Origin of the sequence: Microcoleus vaginatus HSN003, from assembly GCF_022701255.1 — a bacterium.
Classification (GTDB): Bacteria; Cyanobacteriota; Cyanobacteriia; order Cyanobacteriales; family Microcoleaceae; genus Microcoleus; species Microcoleus vaginatus_B.
Window position 1 is genome coordinate 3,496,440 of sequence record NZ_CP031705.1, and the last position, 23,899, is coordinate 3,520,338.

Sequence of the window (23,899 nt, forward strand, 5' to 3'; positions counted from 1 at the left end):
CGGGTTGAAACGAAATATTTTCGTCCATCAAACCCGGTTTCTGGGCCCCCACAACTCAACCCTAAAATTCATTAGAATGAATCAATGGAAAATATCTAATTAAAAAGACATGACTCAAAGTAATTTAATGTCTCGCATCTCAATCGACTAGAATATGTGCTTTGGCCAACCCTGTATTGGCGGTCATCGCATCTGGGTTTCTCTGATTCTTGACTTTTTCGCTAGTGGAATGACTTTGGAAGAATTGCTTGAGGAATATCCGGGAATTGAACGAGAAGACGTTTTGGCTTGTATTGCTTATGGGGCTGAGTTGGCAAGAGATTGTTACTCTATTTCTGCTTCATCACCACCAAAGTAATATCATCAAACACCCTCTGAACACCAATATACTGTCGCACATCAGCAATAACAGCTTCCTGAATTTCTGCGGCTGAACGGTGACGATTTTCAACCACCACTTGCCACAACCTTTTTAATCCGTACTGCGCTTTATTAATATTTTTAGCTTCAGGAATTCCATCAGTATAAAGCACCACCACATCTCCAGGATTCAACTGCACTTCTGTTTGAGTAATAAAGTCGCCAATCTCTTCTACTAAGCCAATGGGAAAGCCTAAATCCATCGTGTCTAGGCACTCCAATGTTCCATCCGCGCGCACCACGATCACTTCCTCATGTTGTCCGCTTAATTTCAGGATACCTCCGGCATAATCTAAGATGGCTAAAGTCATGTTTTTACCCGACTTAATGCGCTGAAGATTGTCATAAAGTGTTTGGTTTATGATATCTAAAAACTTCACTGGATCTGTTTCGTTCATTTTCTGAAGCGTCCTGACAGCCGTTTGTGCCATAATCATCAACACGCCACTTTCTAGCCCATGTCCAGTGACATCCCCGATACCAATTTTGACTTTACCTTCGTGTTGTAGTACGTCGTAATAGTCGCCACCCACTTCATCGGCTGGTTCCATAAACCCAGCAATTTCTAACCCTTCAATCGCTTCTAATTCTTCCGGTTTAGGGAGAATCATTTGCTGTAATTGTTTGGTTACTTCTAGCTCGGCTCTCATCCGCAAATTGTCGGCTTTGAGCTTTTCGTTGAGCGTTATAATTTCCTGGTTGGCAAGAGCGAGTTGGGCGGTACGTTCTTTAACTTGCTCTTCTAAGGTGCGATTGTATTCGGCTATCAATTTCTCGGCTTGTTTGCGTTGGGTGATGTCTTGAAAGGCTGCGATCGCATAGACAATTTTGCCCGTTTCATCCAGAATTGGTGTACTGGAAACTTCCAAGGGGACAATTTTATCCGGTTGGTGAATTTCGATATCGTCTACCTTAACTTGTTCGCCAAAAAGCGATCGCGCGATGGGTAGTTGCGCGTTGGGGTACAATTGAGCGGTGCCAGCCCGATAAACGTGATATGCCTGTGACAATTGCTCAGTTTTAGCTTCTAGTAAAACGTTTACGCCTAACAATTCCTGTGCTAACTGATTGGAATAGTAGGTTTGTCCATTCGGCTCGTGAACGGATACGCCGATGGGCATCGCTTCAAAAAATTGCGTCAACTGCTGTTCACGTTCGATAACCTTGGCGTAGAGTTTGGCATTGGTAATCGCGATCGCTGCTTGTCCGGATAATAGTTGCAATACTTCCAATCTCTCAGCGGTAAAAGCTCCAACTGTCAGATTATTTTCTAGATAAACAATACCACTGAGTTGACCTTGATTGACGAGCGGCGCACACAAAATAGATTTGGTTTGATGCTGTTTGATGTAGGGGTTATTCGGAAATTTTTCTTCGCGAGTCGCATCGTTCAACACAACAGTTTCCTTGGTGCGGACAACATAATTGATGATGGCGATAGGCAGGCTATCGTTAATAGGAATTGACTGCAACACGGTAATGTGATCGGATTCTACCTCCCCAAAAGCTTCAATCAGCCATTGACCCTCACTTTCTAAAATCAGAGAACCAACTTGCGCCCCGGCATTCTCAATGAGAATTCTCATCAAGGCAGTGAGTAATTTATCCAGTACAATTTCGCCGGAAATGGCTTGAGAGGCTTTCATCACGGTGGCTAGATCCAAAGCTTCCCCTGACTGAGTGCTAGTTGAGCTACTGCTAGGTACCATGCGCGTGGAAGTAATGCTCTTTCCAGCAGATGATTTTGGCAGCAACTGCGGGTATTTTTCCTCCAAATCTTCCACCTTGCGTTTAGCGCCCCAGCGTTGGTAGCCATAGTGGGCTTCCCTCATGTAGACTTTAGCAATCTTCTCTTTACCTTTACCTAACCAAAACTTAGCTGCTAGTTCCGACGCTAGCGCTTCATTCTGCAAAAATTTATTTTCTCGGGCTGACTCGATCGCTTGGTCATACAAATCCTGCGCTTCCAGAGTATTGCCTGTAATTCGCGCCAACTCAGCTTCGATTAGCAGACGTTGATGAAGGTAGGTACTCGGACAATGTTTACTCCAGAGTTTGAATTTCTCAAGATTCGATTTAATCTTCTCCACATACTGTGCCTGTTTTTCACCATCAGCATAGTCATACCCAACTGATAAGGCCAGACATTGATGAAAATGGAAAGCCGTATTACTGAAACTTCCCGCCGCGCCTATCAAATATTTTTCGGCAGAGTTAGCATAGTCTATCGCTTTCTCGGAATCTGAATACCAGTTGGCTAAAGACAATTTACAGGTTGCTTCTAAAAATACCGTGGTTAAATCATTTTTTTCAAGGCAAGACTTAATGATCTCCTTGGCATTCGGCCATAAGGATTCATCAAGAACACTCCAATCCTCAACGGGTTCAATCAAATTATATATGGTCGCTTTAATCGCATAATAATATTGCACCATGTTTGGATCGACTTTTTTCAATCCGGGTGTAATCTTATCAATTTTTTCGGATAATTCTTTTAACGAATCAGTCCCCCAAAAACACATAAACAAAAAGTTGGCGGCACAATATCCTGCCCATTGATAGGCACCGTTTTCTACACCGCTATAATAACCTCTCATTAAATGATCTTTAGAGCGATCGAGATGTTCAGTGTAATGGGAAACAAATCCGCCCCACATATTCAAAATTAATGCTTCATAAGGCTTCATTTGATACTTGTCATCGTTCAATCTCAAGGCTAAAATTCCAAATTTATAGGCGGTTTCAAAATCTTGCGCTACAAAGGCAAGTGTTAACGAATAATATATATACCCAACTGAAGAGTGAGGATTGTTCCCATAGGCGAGCGATAGTTCAATCATTTTTATGCCTAGGATGAACAGCAATCTAGACCCTAAAAAGTAAGAGGGAGGTACGCATTCTCTGAGGAGTACCATAGCAGCAAGTTTTTCAGGGTCTTGCATTTCAGGAAGGTCTATAAAATTTTCAATTTTCCTGGCAGCGATTGTCTCATTAGCATGATTCACTTCTGCTATAAGTTCATCTTCTTCAGGAAAAGCTTTCAAGTTGATTCCCAATAAATCGAGGGTCTGTACTCCCAGATTTAAAGAGGATTCCAGATCATTTTTCATTCGATATAACGTCACTTTATATTCATTGACTTTACACCGATCCAACAAACTATTGATATGCTCAAGAGCTTCATCAAAAGTTGATAAAGCTTCGTCCCAGCTAGCATTCAAATATTCTATTTCACCTTTTTCAAGGTGATATGAAAATGTCAGGTGATAGTCTTCTTCCCAGCTATTAGGGGAGAAAAATTTCATCCCGTTCGTTATGTAGAGTAATGCGGGTTGATAGGCTGAAGAGAATTTAGCTTTTCTTCCAGCGATTAGATTCAATCTAGCTAATTGTTCTTTTTCCGATTTATCACTGAGCAATGATTCTCCTTGGTTGAGGTGATTGACTATATCAAAGATTCGTTCTTCTAACTCATATTTTTCAAATTTTTTCAACAGAATGCCACCAATTTTTAAGTGGATTTGTTGTTTATCTTTTTCGTCAATCAGCGAGTAAGCTGCTTGCTGCACCCGGTCATGCAGGAATTTATAATCTTGAATTAACAGTTCTTCATCTAACTCGGATGTGGGCAAGATTAACCCGGACTGAACTGCTGCTGTTAGGTCTTTATAAACTTCCGATGTGGATTTTTCACTGATGATAGAAAGGGTGCTTAAGTCGAAATCAGCACCTACACAAGCTGCTAAGCGTAAAACTTGCTGTGTAACTGGAGGCAGTTTCTTCACCTTACCAATCATCAACTCCACCACATTGTCAGTAATGCCCTGAGCTTCAATGTTTGAAATATCCCACTGCCAGCCGTGACGTTCAAAATCAAAAGTTATCAGGTTTTCGGTATGTAGGGTTTTGAGAAACTCATAGACAAAGAAAGGATTGCCTCCAGTTTTATGCACTACCAACTCAGCCAAGGGTTTTACTGAAGAGGCATCACTGTGCAAAGTATCGGCAATTAACTGGCTAATATGCTTGCTATCTAAGGGAGCTAAGGTAATAAAGTTGATAGTTGCCCCAACATTCCGTAGCCCATCCAGAGTCATCATCAACGGATGAGTGGGGTTGACTTCGTTATCCCGATACGCCCCAATTAGAAATAGGTATTGTGTATCCGTATCCGTCATCATCAGTTCGATTAACTTGAGCGTTGCCGAGTCTGCCCACTGCAAATCGTCAAGAAAGATAACTAAAGGATGCTCTTTTGCACAAAATGCCCGAATGAAGTTTTGGAAAACCAGATTAAAGCGATTCTGGGACTCAGCGGGGCTTAATTCTGGCACGGGTGGTTGCTTGCCGATAATCAGTTCCACTTCGGGAATCACTTCAATAATCACTTGTCCATTGGAACCAAAAGCAGCCAGGAGTTTTTCTCGCCAAAGGTTTAGTTGTGCTTCGCTTTCCGTTAACAGTTGGCGCATCAATCCCTGAAAGGCACTGACAACAGCTAAGTAGGGAATATTACGCTGAAACTGGTCAAATTTTCCGGAGATGAAATAGCCGCGCTTTTGAGTGATGGGTTTATGAACTTCTGCCACCAACACTGATTTACCGATGCCGGAATAACCAGCCACTAGCATCATTTCAGTTGTGCCTTGACTCACTCGGTCAAATGCTGTTAGTAAGGTTTTAACTTCTGACTCTCGTCCGTAAAGCTTTTGGGGAATTTGAAACTTGTCGGAAATATCCTTAGAACCGAGCGGGAAATCTGTTATAGTCCCATTAGCTTGTAACTGAAAGAGACATTCTTCTAAATCAGCTTTGAGTCCCCAGGCACTTTGATATCGTTCCTCTGCCGTTTTCGCCATCAGCTTCATGACAATATCCGAAACAGCTTGAGGGCAAGGTTCTCCCCCTCTGCCTCTCTCCTCCTCTCCTCCTCCTAAAAGATGAGGGGGTATTGGCTGTTTGGCGATATGATAATGCACCAGTTCCAACGCATCGGTACTGTCAAAAGGTAATTGTCCCGTCAGTAGTTCATAGAAGGTAACGCCGAGAGAGTAAAAATCAGTCCGGTAATCTAAAGAACGATTCATTCGTCCCGTTTGCTCCGGTGACATATAGGCTAATGTGCCTTCTAAAACATTGGGATTTTTCAGCGTAGGATTTTCGCGGGTTAATTGAGTGGAGATACCAAAGTCGATGATTTTGATAATTTCTGTTTCTGGGTTAAAGACGATGTTGGCAGGATTAATATCTTTATGAATAATATTGGCGGCGTGAATCGCGCCCAATATCTCTGCTGTTTGGATGGCTAACTTGAGGAATTTCGCTAGAGATAAGATATGCCCTGCATCTACAGAGTCCTTGAATAATTGCCTTAAGGATGATGCGCCAAAATCCTCTAAGATAATGACCAGAGTTCTTTGATAAGTTTCTAAGGTATAAGCTTTAACCACACCCTCTATGTTCAGATTGCGAGTGATTTCATATTCCTGCTTATATCGAGTTAGTTCAGAGGGGGTGGGATAGTCTTGTTTCAGAACTTTGAGAATTACTGCTTTGTGGTCTTGTTCTCGAATCCCTCGATAGACAACAGAATTGGCACTTTCATAGATTGGGGCTAAAACTTTAATTCCACGGAGTTTAATCATGTTTGGCTCTCCATCTTTGGCAGTTATGAACGTTACGGGCGATGGTCAACGACTGGTGATGGTACTCAATCGCCTTGGCCGAGTTGCCCAGGGAAGCGTAAACATTTCGCAGATTACCCAATGCTGACCCCTCACCTTAACGGTCTTTAATCTCTCGCTAGATCATCAAGGTCTGTTGACAAGACTCAAGGCTTCTTGAAATTGACTTGTCTGACCCTACTGAATTTGCTCCAACAACTTAGTATCGCAGCCAACAGGCTAGTATTGTTTCTAATATTCGTCTAAGGATAGCCGAGACGCTTGCGGATAGTATGGAGACTGACTCCTTCATTAACCAGTTCGGTCGCGTGTGCGTGTCTGTGTTCATGGATGGTACAGCTTAAGTAGGTAGGCGGTGTAAAACCCAACTATGTAAACGATGGTAAAGTATCCTTAGCCCTAAGCGTGGCTGACTGAGCAATCTTTACATACAGTTACATGGTTCAGTTTAATCCCGCCTACTTATTTAGTATCATGAGTTTAACACTCCTCATAGCGAGGACTTTCGCTATGAGACAGGAAATTAATTCCCTGTCGGACTTTCGGCAAAACGCGCTATTTCATCCACATTAATCCGAGTTTATCTCCGCTTAAAAATCGGGTTCTGCGGCCAAAAGCTCGATCGACAAATCCATCTGTTCCTTTCCCCGCGCCAAAAATTTTTCGCACTCCTGCCAACACTCCACAGCCACCCCAAACTGCTCGAAAACCTCCTCTAGAGGCAACTCTCCCGATTCCACCCGATCGATAATGGCTTCAATTCGATCGACCGTTTCCTCATAATTCCAGTCAGACTGGCGCAACTGCGAATCAATCATAACTTTTCTTCTGCATCCAATACTTCTACAATCTTAACTTTCAGCAGGCCCCGACTCAACCTCACAGTCAATTCCTCTCCCAATTCCAAACCGTCAGTTGTGCGGACGATCGTACCGTCACTTTGGATTACCGCCGCATAACCCCTTTGCAAAACCGCCGCCGGATTCAGTGCGGATAACTTTTCTTGCAATACTTCCAGTTTACCAGTTGCTTGCCGCAAAGTTCGGGATGTCGCAGGCAAACGTTTTAATCGATTTTGTAACAGTTGCAAATGCTCTTCTTCTGTCTGAAATCTTGCCCGCACAGCGTTTGCTAAATTGACCATTCGCTGCTGGTGTTCAAAGTAAAGATCTGCTAAAATTGGTACAGCTTGAGCGGCCGCCGCAGTCGGAGTATGGGCTCGTTTATCTGCTACTAAATCGGCGAGAGATTCGTCTCTTTCGTGCCCGATACCGGTGATAATTGGAATCGCACAATTCGCGATCGCCCTGACAACTCTCTCATCATTAAAACAAGCCAAATCTTCCGCAGAACCGCCGCCGCGCCCTAAAATGATCACATCGGCCCTACCGTCCAATTCTACCCGGGCGATCGCCCTAGCAATGGCAGCAGCAGCCAATTCTCCCTGCACTCCTGTGGGCGACAGCAACACCCGCAAACCGGGATATCTTTGAGCTAGAGTCCGCTGAATGTCTCCCCAAGCAGCGCCAGTATCTGATGTCACCACGGCCACAATTTGCGGGTGTGCGGGAATCGGGCGCTTTCTGGCGGGATCGAAAAAACCCTCAGCATCCAAGCGCGATCGCAATTGCTGCAACCGCAAAGCCTGCAATCCTGCCCCAGCCGGTAGCGATTGCACAACCGTCAACTGGTATTCGCCACGATTTTTGTAAACCCGGATGCTTCCCAAAACCAGCAACTGTTCCCCTTTTGCGGGCATTTGCACCAATTTTTGCTGCTGAGAATTCCACACCACGCAGCGAATAGCAGCGCTTTTGTCGGTGTCGCACAGAGTGAAAAAGCAGCCGCTGGGGTGGTGCGAAACGTTCGACACCTCGCCTGTCAGCCAAACTGATTGCAGGTTGCGATCGCCCTCCAACAAGTCTTGCAGGTATGATGTTAGTCCGGCAACAGATAAAGCTGTATCGGGAAGAATTGAAGTCATCCAATTTTAGATTTTAGATTGTAGATTTTAGATTTAGGCTACTATCAATACTTCGGACAGTGTGTGATTGCCAAGGGTAAAATAAGGGTTTCAGGGCGATTGTACAATCTCGTTCATAACGGAAAATCAAGGGTTTCCCACTAGGATCTCAAAATAGTCCGGACTATTGTAGTATATCTAAGGTAATTTATTTGTAGGCTGAGCGGGCGATCGTAAATTTAACTGCAAACAAACTAATGATATCAGATACAATGACTTCGATGAATGTGCTGCGCCAAGAGGCGGCGGCGATCGGCATTACTGAGGAAGAAGCCAGAAAATATGGCGACCTCCGACATAAAAGAACTTGGTCTTTGGCGATCGAACATCACCTCTCAATGCAAGATTTTGCCGATCGCATAGAACAATCCTTCACAACTTCCGAACCCGATTCCTCCAGCGCACTCAACCACTCTCAGACTGCCGAGTCGAAGGACTATGGTATTCAGCTAACTGCGAACCTAGGCGAATCTAGAGTAACCAGGGACAACCAAACAGCCTCTCTTGCTTCGCCACAACAGCAAGCAGTAGCAATCGGGCGATCGCACGGTAATTCCGACCACCGCAGCAACCAAAACCGAGGTTTTAAACAAGTAGTTCAAAATCATATTAAAGCATTAACAATTGCATCCGCCTCCCGCACAAATCTGCCCAATTCACACCTGGGCAATTGGGTTTGTCCTGAGTGTGGGCCGGAGGGCGAATTGGGCTGTCACCTTTGCGCCGGAGAAGGCAGTGTAGGGGATATTGCCGCTATTGGGTGGACGCTAGCTTATATGGAAATGTTGGGCTGTTCTCCTCGCGAAATTGAACCGTTGAGAAAAATTTCGCCTTCCTTAAATATTCTGGAATTGAATTTAAAAGTTTGTGTTGCTATCAAACAAAGTAGCGAAGTTTTAGCCAGGACGGAGAAATGGGTAATTAGTCATTAGTTACCTGAAAACTCAACCAAATTAAGTATTGATTCTAGCTTTTTCAAAGCAACTTCCAAATCATCATTAACAACTTGGAAATCAAATTCCCCCGCCGCTTCAATTTCCTCTTTAGCACGCAGCAACCGACGGGCGATCGCACTTTCGGAATCTTGACCCCGACTCCGCAGGCGCCGTTCCAATTCTTCCCAAGAAGGAGGTAAAATAAAAATTCGCAGCGCCTGTGGAAAATTATTCCTAATTTGCCTAGCCCCTTCCAACTCAATTTCGAGGATTACCCATTTTCCCTCACCTATTCCTTGCTTGAGACCAAAATAAGGAGTACCGTAAAAATTACCGGCAAACTCAGCCCATTCCGCCAACTCTCCAGCCTCAACCATTTGTTCAAAGCGGCTGCGGCTGACAAAATAGTAGTGCTGTCCCTCAATTTCTCCCTCACGGGGCGATCGAGTTGTCACGGATACCGAAAGATACAATTCGGGATGGCGATTGAGGAGCGATCGTACTAAGGTGCCTTTCCCCACACCGCTAGGCCCCGTCAGAACAATTAATTTACCGGATTTCATTTTTAGAAGAGAAACGTGTAACAATTCAAGTTTTCGCTTACTCTAAACTGTAAGCGCTCAAATTGCAACTGACAAACCTCAATCATCCCGACCTTGACCGTCTTTGCTGATCACAAAACGATTAGCAACCGTTTCCGGCTGAATCGCCGAGAGGATGACGTGACTCGAATCTGTAATAATTACCGCTCTCGTGCGGCGGCCGTAAGTCGCGTCAACCAGTTGTCCCCGCTCCCGCGCATCAGTAATAATCCGCTTAATTGGCGCTGACTCGGGACTGACAATGGCAATCACTCGATTAGCAGACACAATGTTACCAAAACCGATATTAATTAATTGAATATCCATGAAAATCTTAATAGGTAGGTGAACGATTGAGTATCAATCCTTACTTTTTATCATATAATATACAAAAATTTTTTATGATAATCCTTTAATTAATCTCAACTAACTTTTTTAGTTTCTACCTAAAATTTTTACCATTTTGACGCCGAGTACCCCGTTCTTTATCAAAAATTTAAAAAAGACTCGCTGTTGCCACTCTATCTTAAAGATTCCGTAAAAGCATCGATTTTTAGTTGCAAATAAAAGCATTAGCTGTATCGAGAAAATAGCCCGTCAATGTTGCGAAATATAAAGTTAATTTCCGGGAGAGGGAAAGTTAAGTCTAATTAGTGTTAAATGACAACAAATATTTGCAAATGCTGCTTGGATGAGCCTTCAACCTAAACTAAAAGCTGCTGGCGATCGCACTTTCTGCCCGATTTTCCACAAAAATGGTATGTAGTTGCGCTTCAGCGCTCTTTCCTAAGCTAAGAGCGCTAAAGCGCAACTACATACCTAAAATTTAACCCCTATTTGGGACAGTTGCGTAAGTCCTAAAAAAGATTCGGGATGATGTGCCAAACTACAGATGTTTCTTGTAAGAGCGCTGAAGCGCAACTACATACCTAAAATTTAACCCCTATTTGTGACAGTGGCGTAAGTCCTAAAAAAAATTCGGGATGATGTGCCAAACTACAGATGTTTATTGCATGATGTTCTACAATAAAATGAGTTTGTAGTGATAATTTTAGTTTTATTAATACCACTAAAAAACTGTGGCTTTAATTATCAATTTTATAACATTAAAACTTACGCAAAAAGTTGTTTTACGCATGAATTATAGCGTATTCCACGTTTATGAAGTGTAGGGACACGGCATTGCCGTGTCCCTGCGGGGAACGAACGATCTGTTGTGTGCTTCATAAACCTGGAATCGGCTGGTAGCGGTAAGACTTCATCCACGCCGCGCCCTACACATACAGGAGATGTATAAATCTTATTCAACAAAAAACAGGGATTAATGCAGATAAATTCACCCGCATTAATCCCCAGTTATTCCACACTTAAATTAAGCCGCAACTAAACCGCTGTGTCTCAACAAAGCTTTAGTGCTCGGTTCGCGTCCCCGGAAAGTTTTAAACACTTCCATCGGGTGCAAACTGCCGCCCAATCCTAACACTGTATCTCGGAAGCGCTTGCCTGTAGAGGCGATCGCACTTTCATCTTCCAAACCCGCTTCCTCAAACGCCGCAAAAGCATCAGCGCTGAGCACTTCCGCCCATTTATAACTGTAATACCCCGCCGCATACCCGCCCGCAAAAATGTGTCCGAAAGCGCACAAAAATGCGTCTTCTTCCAGAGGAGGCAAAACAGTCGTAGTTTTAGCGATGCGGTTGCGGACATCGGCCACAGTTTCGCTGCCACCCGATCGATAGCGGTGGTGCAATTCGATGTCAACGCTGCTAAAATGTACTTGCCTGAGCATGACGCTGCCACTCATGTAGTGGCGCGCTGCTAGCAGCTTTTGGTAGTAGTGTTCCGGCAAAGTTTCCCCGGTTTCGTAATGCTTTGCCATCCCGAACAAAGTCGCGCGATCATAACACCAATTTTCCATAAATTGACTGGGCAATTCCACCGCATCCCACTCAACATTATTGATGCCCGAAGCCCCCGGATAGTCTACCGTTGTCAGCATATGCTGCAAACCGTGACCGAATTCGTGAAACAAAGTTTCGACTTCCAAAAAAGTCATTAAACTCGGTTTGCCGTCAACCGGAGGACTTTGGTTGCACACCAAATAAGCCACCGGCAACCGCGTGGTTGTTTTTCCGGCGTCCACAAATTTAGCGCGCACCACGCACTCATCCATCCAAGCACCGCCGCGCTTTTCCTCGGGGCGGCTGTAGGGGTCTAAATAGAAATTGGCGATCGTATTTCCTGCTTCATCATCTATTTGGAAATAGCGCACATCTTTGTGCCAGACAGGAGTTTGACCGTCCGCCGCAGTTACTGTCACGCCGAACAGCCGCTTTACTAATCCAAATAACCCCTCTAATACCTGTGGCAAAGCAAAGTAAGGTCGCAATTCTTCGGCACTAAAAGCAAACTTTTCTTCCCGGCGCCGTTCCGACCAAAAACCTACATCCCAGTGCTTTAAATCTCCTGCTTCCGGCGCGCCTTTTTCGGCAGCAAAAGCTTTCAATTCTTCTAAATCTTTGACAGCAGCATCATAACTAGCCTGGCGCAATTCTTCTAACAAAGCTTCCACTGCTGTCACGTCGGGAGCCATTTTGCTCGCCAAGCTCAATTCGGCATAACTGCTAAACCCGAGCAAAGCAGCTTTTTCGTGGCGCAAAGCTAAAATGCGATCGGTCAACGGCCAGTTATTCAATTCTCCGCTACTTGCTCTGCCGATAAAAGCTTTGTACAACTTTTCGCGCAAGTCGCGGCGGGTGCTGTGCTGCATGAAAGGGCCGTAACTCGGAAAGTCTAAAGTGATTCGCCAAGGGCCGTTTTCGGCATCCGCATTTTCTTCGCCGGCGCTGCGAGCGGCTTGAGCTGCTAAACTCAACAAACTCGGCGGCAAACCGTCAATTTCGTCTTTGTTTGTGAGGGTGATGCTGAATGCTTTGGTAGCGTCGAGGACGTGATTGGAAAATTGGGTAGTAATTTCCGCCAATTCTAATTGAATGGCATTAAAACGCTCTTTTTGCTCGCCTTCTAAACCCACGCCGGACAGTTGAGCATCTCGGAGAGCGGCTTCGACAATTCGCTTTTGAGCTGATTCTAAGCCGTCCCAATTTTCCCTAGCCCGCAGCGCTTTAAAAGCTTCATAAAGCGGTTTGCTTTGACTGAGCTTGCTCCAAAATTTTACTACTTCCGGTTGCACTGTTTCGTGAGCCGATCGCAGTTCCGGGCTATTTCTCACACCCATCAAATGTCCGACAATGCTCCAGCTCCAATTCAAACGCTCTCCGAGTCGCTGCAATGGTTCTACTAAGCCGCTCCAAGTCGGCTCTACAGACGATTCTAAGTCAGCTAGCGAGGCTTCTAGTTCGGTCAGCAGTTGGGTAACAGCGGGGGCTACGTGTTCTGGTTCGATCGCGTCAAATGGAGGCAATCCTTGACCGATTAGTAACGGGTTATCAGCAATAGTTACGGTTGCAGTCATTTAATTTTCTTGTAACAGGTTGAAAACAGGTGAACTAGACAGATTAGCTTTTAATCTTTTAACACAGTTGTCGAAAAAGTAGGACTCGATCGGGCGTGAGTCGCAGAATGTCTGAGTCGAAAAATCTTCCTTCTGACTGATGACTAATGACTGCTCACTAATGACTAATGACTACTCTCTTGTGTGTGCTGCAACTCCCTGACAACCGAGATTAAGCGCTTGAGGTGAGGTTTGACAACTTCTTGCTGCTCGTGTTCCAAACGGTGGATTTGAGCTTGGACGATCGACAAATCTGGAGTCGATTGGTGCGCGGGAGCTTGCAGTTGGCTTTGCAAATTGGCCATGACTTTCTGGATTTCCAAAAATCGAGTATTTACTACTTCCCAGTCGTCTCGGCTGATAGAAGTTTCTGTCAAGCCTTGCGTGACGCTTTGCAGTTGCTCTATAGCCTGTTCCACAGCTTGGAGATTCGCCCGTTGGCCAACCGATAAATCTTGCAGTTGTGCGCTCACCTGCTGACGGACATCGATCACAGCAGACGCCACGATTTCTTGCAAAGAAGCTACCGACTCTCCTAAACTCAGCAACTGTCGCTGGATGTCGATCGACTCCTCAAAGCCTTCTGCCCTAGGCATGGCAGCCATTTGCTGACGCAGCGCTGCAATATCTGCTGACAACTGCTTGCGTAATTTAACAATTACCGTCACCGCCGTTTTTTCGACTTTATTGACAGACTTTTGGACTTGGGCCATTTCCGAATTTTGATGCACCCGCACTTGCTGCTCGAAGCGATATCGGTTAGCAACATTCAGCGACAAAGCCAAAGTTAGGGGAGCCACCCCGTAAAAAGCTTGACCCGACAGTGCCACCGCCAGGGAACCCACACCAGAGGCCGCCAGAGAGGCGTACTCTGCCACCTCCAGCCAGTGCCTTTGAGGAAAACTTGGTCTCAAGTGGTTTGCAACAGAGGGTTTTGGCTTCCGCACGGCTCTTTGAGTCATAATATTTTCTCGTTGTTGGTAAGGTTGCGAGATTGGGTGGAGCATCGATTTCTATCCTTTTTTCAGTTATATGTTTTAGATTATTTCCTGAAACTCTTCTATTTTTACCTTTGTGAGTAAGCTAAGGATGATTGACATATTATTATGTATTTGGGATCGGACGGCGATCGCCCCCAATTCCGGCTGTTAAAAGGTTCGCCCCAACGCGCTCTCTATTTTACAGGACGCGCGCGCGATCAAGTTCGGGCGATCGACAAAGCCGGTGCTGTGCCCAACCGAACAATGCCTAATACCATTTTAGATTTTAGATTTGAGATTAAAAGTTAAAAAATGCGACCTACTGAGGACGATCGTCGTTTGGAGCTGCTCGGGAGTTGCCTTTTTGTTCGCGCATTGGTATAATCTACTCTTTCTCAATTGCCCCTCTCCAATTTACTGCCAAAATTAACCAATGAACTCAGAAAAACCCGGAATTGGCGATCGGCTAAAGTCTATTTTCAGTATCGCAATTTTTATCATTCTCGTACTAGCCGTAGGCTTTTTAAGCATTAATTTTATTTTCGCTCTCTCTGCAAAATTTTATTAAAATTAAGCCTTAAGCATGGGTTCCAGAAACCTGTTTTTTTTACGATAATAGTTCGTCGCCCCCCGCCCAATCGGCAAAAGAACCGGTTTCGTTAGTCGGAGTGAGTCCCAGACTGTTTGAGATTCCCAACTTCTTCAAGAAGTCTCGAATCTTAAGCACGAGATCATTTGTTTGGATTGCATTCTCCTTCTTCCTTCTTCCTTCGCCTATAATTTCAACTATAAAGATTGTGGTCTGGGTCTAGCCAGACAATATAAAAAACATTTTCACTAAAAAAACCATGCACCCTGCCGTATTCATTAGCAGATATTTGAAACTGGTACGGAACATTTACTAGCTCGTCTTCATTGGGAATTCCGAAGCCCTTAGGCTCAGTTGTATCTAGCCAGACAATTCCATGACAGCGCAGGCTTTTACTCTGATTATTAAGAATTTATTGAGCGTTCAATTGTGACAAATCGCGCATCCTTCTCAAGAGAGATGCTAGATACTTAGCATCTCTACCGCTAATTGAAAACTTATCTTTGTCATCCTGATAATACCTGAAAGAAAAACTAACTCCTTGCGGTATTTTTACATCGAGACGCTTGATGCTAGATAAAGATTGCTGGCGGCGTATATCTGCTTTTTTAATTTTCTTCGATGGCACGGGTTTTGTAAAATTCTCTCATTGATTCCTTAGTAATAATAGCATGAGAAGGTTCATCTCTTGGCAACTCACCTCTTGCCTTAATCCAAGGGTCTTCGCGGCGCACCATCAACTCTAACTCATAAGCGTCCAGGAAGAAATACTCGTCGGATAACTCGTCTAAAAACTCTTGTACTTCCTGTGGAAATTCGGGTTTTTCTATTTCTTTGAGAATTGGCTTCCAGTCAAATTGTTCTTTGTATTCATAAAATAAAGCCGGGATAGTCGGCCCGTGCATCCAAGCTTCAAAATCTTCATCAAAAAGCGGTGTATCTTCAAATGCTAAATACCATGCTTGAGCGTAGTACAATAGTTTTTGTAGCTTGTGGTTGCTGAGATAAGAACCTACATCATTCGCGAACCAGATGTAATAATCAGCGAGCTGGGAGGCTGTTGTAATTGTAGTTTTTGTGGTCATCTAACTCGATTCAATAAGTTTGGTATTCTATGATAGCACAGGGCGATCGTTCGATTTGGGATTTTAGATTTTGGTCGCAACTCACATCTTGTACCATTTTTAAGAACAGGCAAGATGCCTGTTCCACAAACAATTAATTTTCTTGTGGGTGGGCATCCTGCCCGCCCATTAAAGGCTTATTGAGCATGGTGCAACATCTCAGTTACAATCCTTTGATATATTGCTTCATTACAAGTGGCAAAGTGTAAAGACTTTCCTGTTTTTCGATTAAGCAGCGCCGCGATAAAGATTGCAATGCGTTTAGCAAATCTGATGATAATAGTTGTCAGTTTTGTAGCAATTGGGCGAAGTTGACAGGCTGGTTTTCTGTCGTCAACAATGAGATAACTTGTTTTTATAGTTCGGAAGTGGGTAGTCCTGCATAGTCATGAAAAAATAAGGCATTCACTCTATAGATAAACAGGCGTTATACTCATGAATAAAATACCATCTTGCTCCAATATGATTGGAGAGTTTTTTAGAAAAGAAAAGAGTTTTTCTGACTAAACGAGATATGCTTTGTCTCATCGTATTGTTAAATCTTTCTATATAGGAAGTTTGGCCACTTTCCTTGACTACTGATTGGTGTCTCTTTTTTGGAAAAACTCTCTGATAAGCACTCCAAAAGCTGGGGGGGTGACAACCAGCCTGAAACCCAGAGGTGGTGAGGATTGAGCCAATGTGTGCTAAAAAAAGATAGGCAGCATAATTGTTACACGCTTGCCTATCCAAAAAATAATGATACCAACATTTTACCAGACTCATTTAAAAAAACAACTGACCAAAGCTCAGTTTCTTGTAATGACAACTTTGCTATCTGTGATGCAATCAGAAAAACAAGTGAGATTAGAACGACTGGCACGGGTATTTCCTTACCCAATTACAACGGAAAGTCGGCGTAGAAAACTACAAAGATTTCTGGATTTACCAAACTTAACTATCTCATTAATTTGGTTCCCCTTAATTACTTATTGGTTGACCACTTATTGCCGCATTGGTACTCGTTTATCAATTGCAATCGACCGCAGTCAATGGGGGTGCATTAATCTCTTTATGGTTAGCCTGATCTGGGAGCGAAGAGCAATTCCATTATACTGGTCGTTGTTGCCCAAATTAGGAAATAGTAACTTCGAGTCACAAACTACCAATTTAGAGCAAGTTTTACCATTATTTTCAGAATATAAAGTCATCGTTTTAGGAGACCGTGAATTTTGTTCTGTTGATTTGGGAAACTGGCTTAAGGAAAAGGGTGTGTCTTTTTGCTTAAGACTGAAAAAGAATCTTTGTATCGAAACAGAACATTTAGTTTGGCAACGGTTGGATGAATTAGGAATAGTACCCGGAACTTCTTTGTATGTTCAAGGGAAAAAAGTGAGGAAAACTCTACCTACTACCGGATTTGAGCTTGCTTGTAAGTGGAAAAGGAACTATGGGAAATATCAAGTTAAAGAAGCCTGGTTTATTCTCACGGACTTAGGCTCATTGCGAGCAGCGCTCAATGCTTATAAGCAGCGGATGGGCATTGAAGAAATGTTCCGAGACTGTAAAACAGGAGGCTACGATCTTGAAGGAACAAGCCTCAAAGGGAACCGACTTATTAACATGATTCTGCTCATGACACTTGCGTACAGTTCAGCAATATTTCAAGGTAATGAACTGAAGAAAAAGCAGGTACAAGAATATGTATCTCGTCGCACAGAACCAAAGAAAAAATATCGCAGACGGAGTACATTTGGTGTTGGATTAGATGGAGAAAAGTGGGTTAATTATCTAGAACAATATTCTTTGGAGGTGGAACAGTTAATGAAGTTAACTCCTTCTAAACGCCGCTTTTATCAACAAGGTATGCGGGCTGCAACCCTTATACAGTCTATCTCGTAGACCTCTTTGTCACCCCCCCAGCTCCAAAAGTCGCTCAAAAAACAAGCACATTGACTCTGGAACTGTCGGTAGAGAATCCCACAATCCTTGAGCTACTAAATGGTGACTAATGGCTGATGACTGATGACTAATGCAAAAACGTGGGAACTTGATATTCGCGACTTTCGGCGATCGCAATTTGCAAATCGCCCATTTGGGCATCCAACTCATCGATTGTGCTTTGTGGCACCGACTTCCACTTCTCCTTAGTTTCCCAGCGAATCAACATCACCACCTCATTTTCCACCGGATCTACCCAAATTTCTTTGCCTAAAAAACCGTCCCAACTTTTTAGGCCCGCCGTCCAAACTTCCTGATCTCGCTGAATAAACTGCTCCCACTTTTCTTGAGGTACTTTAAATTTGAGCCACTCAATTACCATATTATTTTCTATGGGTAAATAGCTAATTAATCGTTGCCGATCGCAATTTTAATTATCAACTCAGTTCCCTCTCCCGGACGCGAAACACAGTGCAACTTACCGCCGTGCTTTTCTACTACTAAATGCTGAGATATTGCTAGACCCAAACCTGTACTCGTGTCCTGACATTTAGTGGTAAACAAAGGGTCAAAGATGCAGCCGAGGACTTCTTCAGTCATGCCAGGGCCGTTGTCACTAATGGCGATCGCAACTTCGTTTTCCCCTACCACAGAAGTCCGAATCCGAATTTCGGGATTGAATACTTCAGCTCTCGATTTGGCTGAAGACAACAAAGACTGACTTTGCATTTTACCATACTTTTCAGGATTTCTCCCCCCTTCTTCTAAAGCGTCGATCGCATTTGTCAACAAGTGCATGAACACTTGGTTTAAGTGTCCCGCATAGCAGTGAACTCGCGGCAAATCTCCGTACTCTTTAACTAGAGAAATCCCCGGTCGTCCCCCTTTAGCTTGCAGGCGATTTTGCAAGATCAGCAAAGTGCTGTCCAAACCTTCGTGGATATCAGCCGGCTTCATTTGGGCTTCGTCGGTACGCGAGAACAAGCGGAGCGATCGCACGACATCGCGAATCCTTTCGGAACCGATTTTCATGGAATTTAGCAGTTTTGGCAAGTCTTTTTTGATGAAGTCTAAGTCTAATTCTTCCATCAAATCTTGAATTTCCCGCACGGGATGGGGATAATATTTTTGGTAAAGGTCGATCGATCGCAGCAGTTCTTGAATGTAGCCAGTGGCGTGGCTGACATTCCCAGAAATAAAACTAACTGGATTGTTGATTTCGTGCGCTATTCCTGCTACCAACTGCCCCAGAGATGACATCTTTTCTGTTTGAATCAGTTGAGTTTGAGTTTGCTGCAAAATTAACAGCGTATGCTCTAATTTAGCTGCTTGTTGTCGCAGGCGTTCTTCTGATTCTTGCAAAGCAAAAAGAGACTGTTTGCTTTCTGTAATATCCAATCCCACAAATACCGCCGCCCTATTGTGATGGTATTTTTGAGCCACTATTAAATAAGTTTTATTTTCTCCTCTGATGCTCGCTGTTACTTCTTGAGATGTTTTCTTTTTATGGTTGGCAAAGAAATCGTATACTAAATCGTTAAATTTGGGACTTGTCTCTAAAAAACCTACTTTTTGACCGATAAATAGTTCGGCCGGCATTTTGTAAGCGCTAGCTAAATGTCGGTTTACTCCCAAGTAGCGCAAATCGGAACTTACCCAAGAAACTAATCCGGGCACGGCGTCCAAAACGGCTTGAAGTTGCTCTTTTGCCTCTACGAGCGCTGATTCTGCTGTGAGGCGAGCGGAAATGTCGCGGGCGATCGCGCAGCGGTATTCGCAGCCGCCGTATTCTAAATAATTGACTTTAACTTCGACGGAAAAACTGGCGCCGTCTTTGGTTTTGTAACTGGTTTCAAAAGTGAGGTTGGTTTGCTGCTTCAGTTGAGCCCAGTGTTCTCGCCAACCCGATGCTGGCAACTGCGAATCGATGTCGCTAACCCTCATGTTTAGCAGTTCCGATTCCGAGTAGCCGAAAAGATGGCAAGCGGCTTTGTTCGCGTAGCAAATTTGACCGTCTGAGGTACTAAAAAAGATTGTATCAGCCGCATTTTCGAGGGCAATTTGAGTTAGTTGTGGTATTGTTTCTAACTGCTTGCTTTTGACCTCGGACTGAAATTTATTAGAGCAATTGGTGTGAGCGGGAGCCTCAGCTATCTTAGATGCAAACAAAATCAAACCGCCGATCGCACCTTCGCTATTTGTCCAAGGCTGAAATACCCATCTTATCGACTCGCTGACAGAGCAGCTTGCGGTTTTTCCTGATACAGATGCGATCGCTCGCCCTGCCACAAACTCGCTGTATTCCAAAATTCCAGCCAAACAGGCCTGGGCATTTTGCTCCCAATATTCCGGGAGATTCGGGAACAGTTCCCAATGAGATCGGCCGATCGCCTCGCCCTCTCCCAAACCGCAATCTGTTTCCCAGCGACGAGAAACCGACAGATAGCGCATTTCACAATCTACCATTGCCACGGCCTCGGCGGAGCGCTCGACAAACCGCCGAAATCTGTCTTTACTTTCGGACACGGCTGCCTCTGCGGGTTGTTGGGCGAGCGGGACATTCCCGTCAACGTACCTTCCCAGTCCCTGACTTTTTTGCTGAACTGGCTTAGTTTGCACGGTTTGGGATTTCCTCCATAGCTGTCAAGTTTGAAAAACTCTATTTGAGACGAAAAATGCTGTTTTCCCCTGATGTGCTCTCTCGGACGATCTCCTTAGAGGGTATCACCCATCATTGATATCATTTTTGATGGCGATATGTCTATAGGCCTTTGTATCATATTAAGACCAAAGCTAGTGTCCGCTTGCTGTTTGACGATTCGCCATAGAGCGCGCGCGCGCGCCGAATAATAATAGTCGCAGGGGACTGGAGTGCTCTGTTTTGTCCCCCGACTATGAGATCGTGTAGCAAGTGCGATCGCCAGATAGCTTTAGAATGCAAGAGAGCGCTCAAACAAATTTGTGCGTAAATTCACTGGTAAAATCCACTCTCCCTTTCCGCAACATTGCTGGATCTAATCTTTCAGTGGTGTTGCAAGTCATCAAAACTACGAGTTTTTGCTGAAATTGAATGCCGTGTTCGTCAATGACGCTTTGATACAAAGTTCCATCCAGCAAACTCAAAATATGTTCAGTTTTGTTAGTGCGTTGGGCCTCTGCAGTCGATCGATCTTGAGCCAAGTTATCAGCCTCATTGATAATAATACAAATCCGCTCTAAATAACTCGGTGGCACAAAATTTTCCACAGCATCGTGGTCTAAGATAAAAATTACATAACCCAGCGGCACTAAAATTTCCTTTGCTACCGCTTGCGTCCAAGCAGTTTTGCCCGTACCCGGTTCGCCACTAACCAAAACAGCCAACTGATTTTTATCCAAAATTGCCTGCTGAACTGTATCGGTAAAACTTTGAACCTCCGCAGAAAACGTGCGAATTGGGAACTGGCTGTGAACCTGTCCGACGCGGCTTTTGTACCCCCCCAGAATCACCGCTAAATTATAAGTTGCCTTGCTAACGAGCGGCGCAATATCTTGGCAAATCAGAGTGTAGCAGCGTCTTCCCCTGTCGTAGCTGTCAATTTGCAGCCAGCAGCCGAATCGAGCCCAAGAAGCATAAACAGTACCCAAAACTTCTAAGCGTTCCCAGCTAACAAACCGCTCCGGAGGATAAGAAAAATGTCGCTCCATAAAAGACTGGGTAATTGCATCCGGTTTCCCTAGCAAAGCCAGAACTTTGAAAACAGTAATCTCTTGGAGTTTATTGAGAACGTAGTCGATGGGAATGCTAGCGCGGCTGACCAATTGCACCACAGGCGTTTCGGTAACTAAAACGTCTTTGTAGCGGTAATCCGGGTAAACTGGCTGCGGAGTAATGTAATCCCAAAAATCATCAATTTCGTAGCGAGTATTTTCCGAAAATACATTTAACATATTTGCCCACCAAGTATATTGGTGTCGTCCCATTGCGTCGGCAATGTCGCTAGCTGCACCTAAAGTTTTTTGAGCTAGTTCTAAGGGATCGCTAGAGGCTAAATGTAGCACGTGTTCCCAATCAAATTGACGGTAAAAAGGTCGCCAACCAGAGCCTAGCAGACCTCTATTTGGAGAATTGTTTTGATGAAAATTGTTTTCGCGATCACCCATATCTTCCGCACTCATTTTGCAAAACTCCTACTTCCTATTATTTTACAGTTTTTGTGCTACACATTCTACAAAAAAACTGAAAATTATCAACTTATTTTGAGATAAGCGGGCGGCACAAAATCTACTAACCAAACTTTGTTTGCCGAGCAGTAAAATGTATGACCATCACGTTGCATGGCTGCGGCATCTACAGTAAAGACCGCCGGGATGCCATGTCTTGCACCTACTTGGCGCGCCGTCTGTATATTCACCGACAAATGAACATGATGCCGCGACATTTTCCTAATTCCTTGACTGAGAATAGACTCCACAGCAGTGCTACCTGTTCCATGATATAAAATATCTGGGGGAACAGCCGGTTCTAACTGCAAGTCAACCTCTACGCTGTGTCCTTGGTTAGCACGAATTAGAGTGCCTGTGGAGTCAAATGAAAAGCGCTGCTTGTCATTTTGCGCGACTACTTCCTTGAGTTCTGCAAGCTGAAGTGGAAAGTTATTTTTTTGGCACGCATCGAGTAATTTGCTAACAGGAACCCAGCCACCTGGAGCTAGTTCAATGCCGAGGCGCGAGGGCGCGTGACGCAGGTGTTTGCTGAGATATCGGCTGATTTTTACTAATCGAGAATCGTTCATCGTTTTACTTTATTTATTGAGCTTTTAAATCACCTTTTACAAAATGTCATTAGCGGGTTATATCGTTGATGGGAGGCGGGTTTGTGGAATCTGTTTGCACTGCCAGAGGGCGCTTGAGTGAACCCGCTTCTACAGGTTTTGGGAAAATGATTCCCGGACATAAAAAAATTGTCTTGCGCGCGAATTAGATCGGTAAGGTGCGCCCTTAAGTACCTACAGAATTAGGTTCTGCGCCCGCGAATAAAAAAGTGTTCGCCGTGCCAGTTTTTCGGAGCTTTATCTTTTGATAATTATCAAATACTTGGCCTCCTGCCGAATCCCTTCTACCTTGGGATAACTCCGCCAAAGATTGCAAAATTGAGATAGCGCCAGTGACATCCAGCCTCTGCAAAACCCGCTTCTGCAAGCCACTTTGTCTGCTCTTCCACAGAGGAAGGAATATCTTCTTCTCGATATTTTTGAAACCAGGCTGCATCGTCTTCTCCGTTAGCTTTCATGTACTGCCGCCACAATTCTTCGTATTGCTCAGTCAGCCGGGGAGTAGCACCTGTCACAATATCTCGAATTAGCAATATTCCCCCTGGATTCATCGAGTGGAAAAGTTTGTGAAATAGCTGTTGTTTGCCTGCGCTGTCGAGGTGGTGAATTGCTAAGCCTGAAACTACCAAATCGTAACCGCTGCCGAAATCATCTTCGGCAAAGTTTCCTTGCTGCAAGGTCAGCCGTTCTCGGAAAGCGAACAAGTTTGTTTCGCAAATTTTCAGCATATTTTCCGCCATGTCAAAGGCTAGGACATTTGCTTGAGGAAATGCGGACAAAATCGTTGCCGACAGTATGCCTGTCCCCGCCCCTAAATCCAGAACTTTTATGTTAGCATTAGTTTGAAAAGGGATTAACTGCAATATTAAATCGTGTTGTTCGCGATAGCGCGGAATGAGGCGAGGAATTAAGCCGTCATAATCAAATGCTCTTTGTTCAAATTGCTCGCGTATAGTGTCTAAATTCACAGACTACTTTCCTGAAGTTGTTAATAGTTGAGTGCGCCAATGCAGTTCGGCTGTTCTATCGTTTGAGTTTATATTACATCTTATAATACAAAAAAGGTACAGACCTGTCAAGATGTATAAGAAAATAATTTAAAAGAAGTTACGGACGATCGCCAGATACGGACTTCGTGCACCCAAACCCTCCCCTGATTTGGGAACTGTCTAGCCCTGCACATATTGTCTTTCAGTGCAGATGAGACAGAATGCCACAGACCCGAAAGCCAGCCTAAGAGGAGACTTTGTACCAGCTACCAGGAGTCATTGTGAGAAAAAAGTTGACCGTTATGATACCCGTTTAAAACAAGAAT

General features: G+C 44.2%; 18 protein-coding genes and 1 pseudogene. 4 read left to right on the top strand and 15 right to left on the bottom strand.

Going from position 1 to position 23,899, the window contains the following annotated elements; translation table 11 throughout:
- Positions 1-154 precede the first annotated feature (154 nt).
- Entirely contained in the window at positions 155-358 is a 204-nt protein-coding gene (locus D0A37_RS15170) for a DUF433 domain-containing protein (RefSeq protein WP_242715536.1), read from the top strand.
- Here the strand turns inward: D0A37_RS15170 and D0A37_RS15175 are convergent.
- The 3 genes from D0A37_RS15175 to xseA form a co-directional block, all read right to left on the bottom strand.
- Positions 330-6,065 carry an AAA family ATPase gene (locus D0A37_RS15175; RefSeq protein ID WP_242715538.1) on the bottom strand — a complete coding sequence of 1,912 codons (5,736 nt, stop codon included), beginning with the start codon at positions 6,063-6,065 and terminating at the stop codon, positions 330-332. The genes D0A37_RS15170 and D0A37_RS15175 overlap by 29 nt on opposite strands.
- A 629-nt stretch (positions 6,066-6,694) precedes the next feature.
- A complete protein-coding gene (gene xseB / locus D0A37_RS15180; protein ID WP_242715540.1) occupies positions 6,695-6,922 on the bottom strand; it encodes an exodeoxyribonuclease VII small subunit in 228 nt (75 codons plus the stop codon).
- Entirely contained in the window at positions 6,919-8,088 is a 1,170-nt protein-coding gene (xseA, locus tag D0A37_RS15185; protein ID WP_242715542.1) for an exodeoxyribonuclease VII large subunit, read from the bottom strand. Before xseA ends, xseB begins: the two co-directional genes overlap by 4 nt.
- A 236-nt stretch (positions 8,089-8,324) precedes the next feature.
- Here xseA and D0A37_RS15190 point away from each other — a divergent pair, with 236 nt between their 5' ends.
- The gene (locus D0A37_RS15190) at positions 8,325-9,059 is read left to right on the top strand and encodes a hypothetical protein (RefSeq protein WP_242715544.1); all 735 of its coding nucleotides are present in this window, start codon (positions 8,325-8,327) and stop codon (positions 9,057-9,059) included.
- Here the strand turns inward: D0A37_RS15190 and gmk are convergent.
- The 4 genes from gmk to D0A37_RS15210 form a co-directional block, all read right to left on the bottom strand.
- The gene (gmk, locus tag D0A37_RS15195) at positions 9,056-9,625 is read right to left on the bottom strand and encodes a guanylate kinase (RefSeq protein ID WP_242715546.1); all 570 of its coding nucleotides are present in this window, start codon (positions 9,623-9,625) and stop codon (positions 9,056-9,058) included. The genes D0A37_RS15190 and gmk overlap by 4 nt on opposite strands.
- 78 nt (positions 9,626-9,703) lie before the next feature.
- Positions 9,704-9,970 (bottom strand): extracellular matrix/biofilm regulator RemA, encoded by a 267-nt coding sequence (gene remA / locus D0A37_RS15200; RefSeq protein WP_006632566.1) that lies wholly within the window; start codon positions 9,968-9,970, stop codon positions 9,704-9,706.
- 1,045 nt (positions 9,971-11,015) lie between these two features.
- Complete coding sequence (locus D0A37_RS15205; protein WP_242715548.1) at positions 11,016-13,118, bottom strand: M3 family metallopeptidase; 2,103 nt, start codon at positions 13,116-13,118, stop codon at positions 11,016-11,018.
- 164 nt (positions 13,119-13,282) lie between these two features.
- Positions 13,283-14,164: a hypothetical protein gene (locus tag D0A37_RS15210; protein ID WP_242715551.1), complete on the bottom strand. Its 882-nt coding sequence runs from the start codon at positions 14,162-14,164 to the stop codon at positions 13,283-13,285.
- 99 nt (positions 14,165-14,263) lie between these two features.
- Here D0A37_RS15210 and D0A37_RS15215 point away from each other — a divergent pair, with 99 nt between their 5' ends.
- On the top strand, positions 14,264-14,446 hold the full coding sequence (locus D0A37_RS15215) for a hypothetical protein (protein ID WP_242715553.1): 183 nt from the start codon (positions 14,264-14,266) through the stop codon (positions 14,444-14,446).
- A gap of 692 nt (positions 14,447-15,138) precedes the next feature.
- Here the strand turns inward: D0A37_RS15215 and D0A37_RS15220 are convergent.
- The 3 genes and pseudogenes from D0A37_RS15220 to D0A37_RS15230 all read right to left on the bottom strand — a co-directional run.
- The gene (locus D0A37_RS15220) at positions 15,139-15,354 is read right to left on the bottom strand and encodes a hypothetical protein (protein ID WP_242715555.1); all 216 of its coding nucleotides are present in this window, start codon (positions 15,352-15,354) and stop codon (positions 15,139-15,141) included.
- Positions 15,335-15,811 carry a Panacea domain-containing protein gene (locus D0A37_RS15225; RefSeq protein ID WP_242715557.1) on the bottom strand — a complete coding sequence of 159 codons (477 nt, stop codon included), beginning with the start codon at positions 15,809-15,811 and terminating at the stop codon, positions 15,335-15,337. The genes D0A37_RS15220 and D0A37_RS15225 overlap by 20 nt, the downstream gene beginning before the upstream one ends.
- Before the next feature lie 444 nt (positions 15,812-16,255).
- Positions 16,256-16,477 (bottom strand): annotated as a pseudogene (locus D0A37_RS15230) (IS1 family transposase); the annotation flags it as partial.
- 111 nt (positions 16,478-16,588) lie between these two features.
- Between D0A37_RS15230 and D0A37_RS15235 the strand changes: the two are divergent.
- A complete protein-coding gene (locus D0A37_RS15235; RefSeq protein ID WP_242715560.1) occupies positions 16,589-17,731 on the top strand; it encodes an IS4 family transposase in 1,143 nt (380 codons plus the stop codon).
- Positions 17,732-17,858: 127 nt separating this feature from the next.
- On the opposite strand, the gene D0A37_RS15240 is transcribed toward D0A37_RS15235, so the two are convergent.
- From D0A37_RS15240 to D0A37_RS15260, 5 genes are all read right to left on the bottom strand, one after another.
- The gene (locus tag D0A37_RS15240; RefSeq protein WP_242715562.1) at positions 17,859-18,152 is read right to left on the bottom strand and encodes a TIGR03792 family protein; all 294 of its coding nucleotides are present in this window, start codon (positions 18,150-18,152) and stop codon (positions 17,859-17,861) included.
- Between the two features lie 26 nt (positions 18,153-18,178).
- Entirely contained in the window at positions 18,179-20,389 is a 2,211-nt protein-coding gene (locus D0A37_RS15245) for a PAS domain S-box protein (protein WP_242715564.1), read from the bottom strand.
- A 330-nt stretch (positions 20,390-20,719) separates the two neighbouring features.
- The gene (locus D0A37_RS15250) at positions 20,720-21,928 is read right to left on the bottom strand and encodes an AAA family ATPase (RefSeq protein ID WP_242715566.1); all 1,209 of its coding nucleotides are present in this window, start codon (positions 21,926-21,928) and stop codon (positions 20,720-20,722) included.
- A gap of 71 nt (positions 21,929-21,999) precedes the next feature.
- Positions 22,000-22,545, bottom strand: coding sequence for an RNA 2'-phosphotransferase (locus tag D0A37_RS15255; protein ID WP_242715568.1), 546 nt, complete (start codon positions 22,543-22,545; stop codon positions 22,000-22,002).
- Positions 22,546-22,868: 323 nt separating this feature from the next.
- A complete protein-coding gene (locus D0A37_RS15260; RefSeq protein ID WP_242715570.1) occupies positions 22,869-23,552 on the bottom strand; it encodes a class I SAM-dependent methyltransferase in 684 nt (227 codons plus the stop codon).
- Positions 23,553-23,899 lie beyond the last annotated feature (347 nt).

Coding starts and splice junctions, on each gene's coding strand:
- D0A37_RS15170 (WP_242715536.1), top strand. CDS start 155: ATGTGCTTTGGCCAACCCTGTATTGGCGGTCATCGCATCTGGGTTTCT.
- D0A37_RS15175 (WP_242715538.1), bottom strand. CDS start 6,065: ATGATTAAACTCCGTGGAATTAAAGTTTTAGCCCCAATCTATGAAAGT.
- xseB (WP_242715540.1), bottom strand. CDS start 6,922: ATGATTGATTCGCAGTTGCGCCAGTCTGACTGGAATTATGAGGAAACG.
- xseA (WP_242715542.1), bottom strand. CDS start 8,088: ATGACTTCAATTCTTCCCGATACAGCTTTATCTGTTGCCGGACTAACA.
- D0A37_RS15190 (WP_242715544.1), top strand. CDS start 8,325: ATGATATCAGATACAATGACTTCGATGAATGTGCTGCGCCAAGAGGCG.
- gmk (WP_242715546.1), bottom strand. CDS start 9,625: ATGAAATCCGGTAAATTAATTGTTCTGACGGGGCCTAGCGGTGTGGGG.
- remA (WP_006632566.1), bottom strand. CDS start 9,970: ATGGATATTCAATTAATTAATATCGGTTTTGGTAACATTGTGTCTGCT.
- D0A37_RS15205 (WP_242715548.1), bottom strand. CDS start 13,118: ATGACTGCAACCGTAACTATTGCTGATAACCCGTTACTAATCGGTCAA.
- D0A37_RS15210 (WP_242715551.1), bottom strand. CDS start 14,164: ATGCTCCACCCAATCTCGCAACCTTACCAACAACGAGAAAATATTATG.
- D0A37_RS15215 (WP_242715553.1), top strand. CDS start 14,264: ATGTATTTGGGATCGGACGGCGATCGCCCCCAATTCCGGCTGTTAAAA.
- D0A37_RS15225 (WP_242715557.1), bottom strand. CDS start 15,811: ATGACCACAAAAACTACAATTACAACAGCCTCCCAGCTCGCTGATTAT.
- D0A37_RS15235 (WP_242715560.1), top strand. CDS start 16,589: ATGATACCAACATTTTACCAGACTCATTTAAAAAAACAACTGACCAAA.
- D0A37_RS15240 (WP_242715562.1), bottom strand. CDS start 18,152: ATGGTAATTGAGTGGCTCAAATTTAAAGTACCTCAAGAAAAGTGGGAG.
- D0A37_RS15250 (WP_242715566.1), bottom strand. CDS start 21,928: ATGAGTGCGGAAGATATGGGTGATCGCGAAAACAATTTTCATCAAAAC.
- D0A37_RS15255 (WP_242715568.1), bottom strand. CDS start 22,545: ATGAACGATTCTCGATTAGTAAAAATCAGCCGATATCTCAGCAAACAC.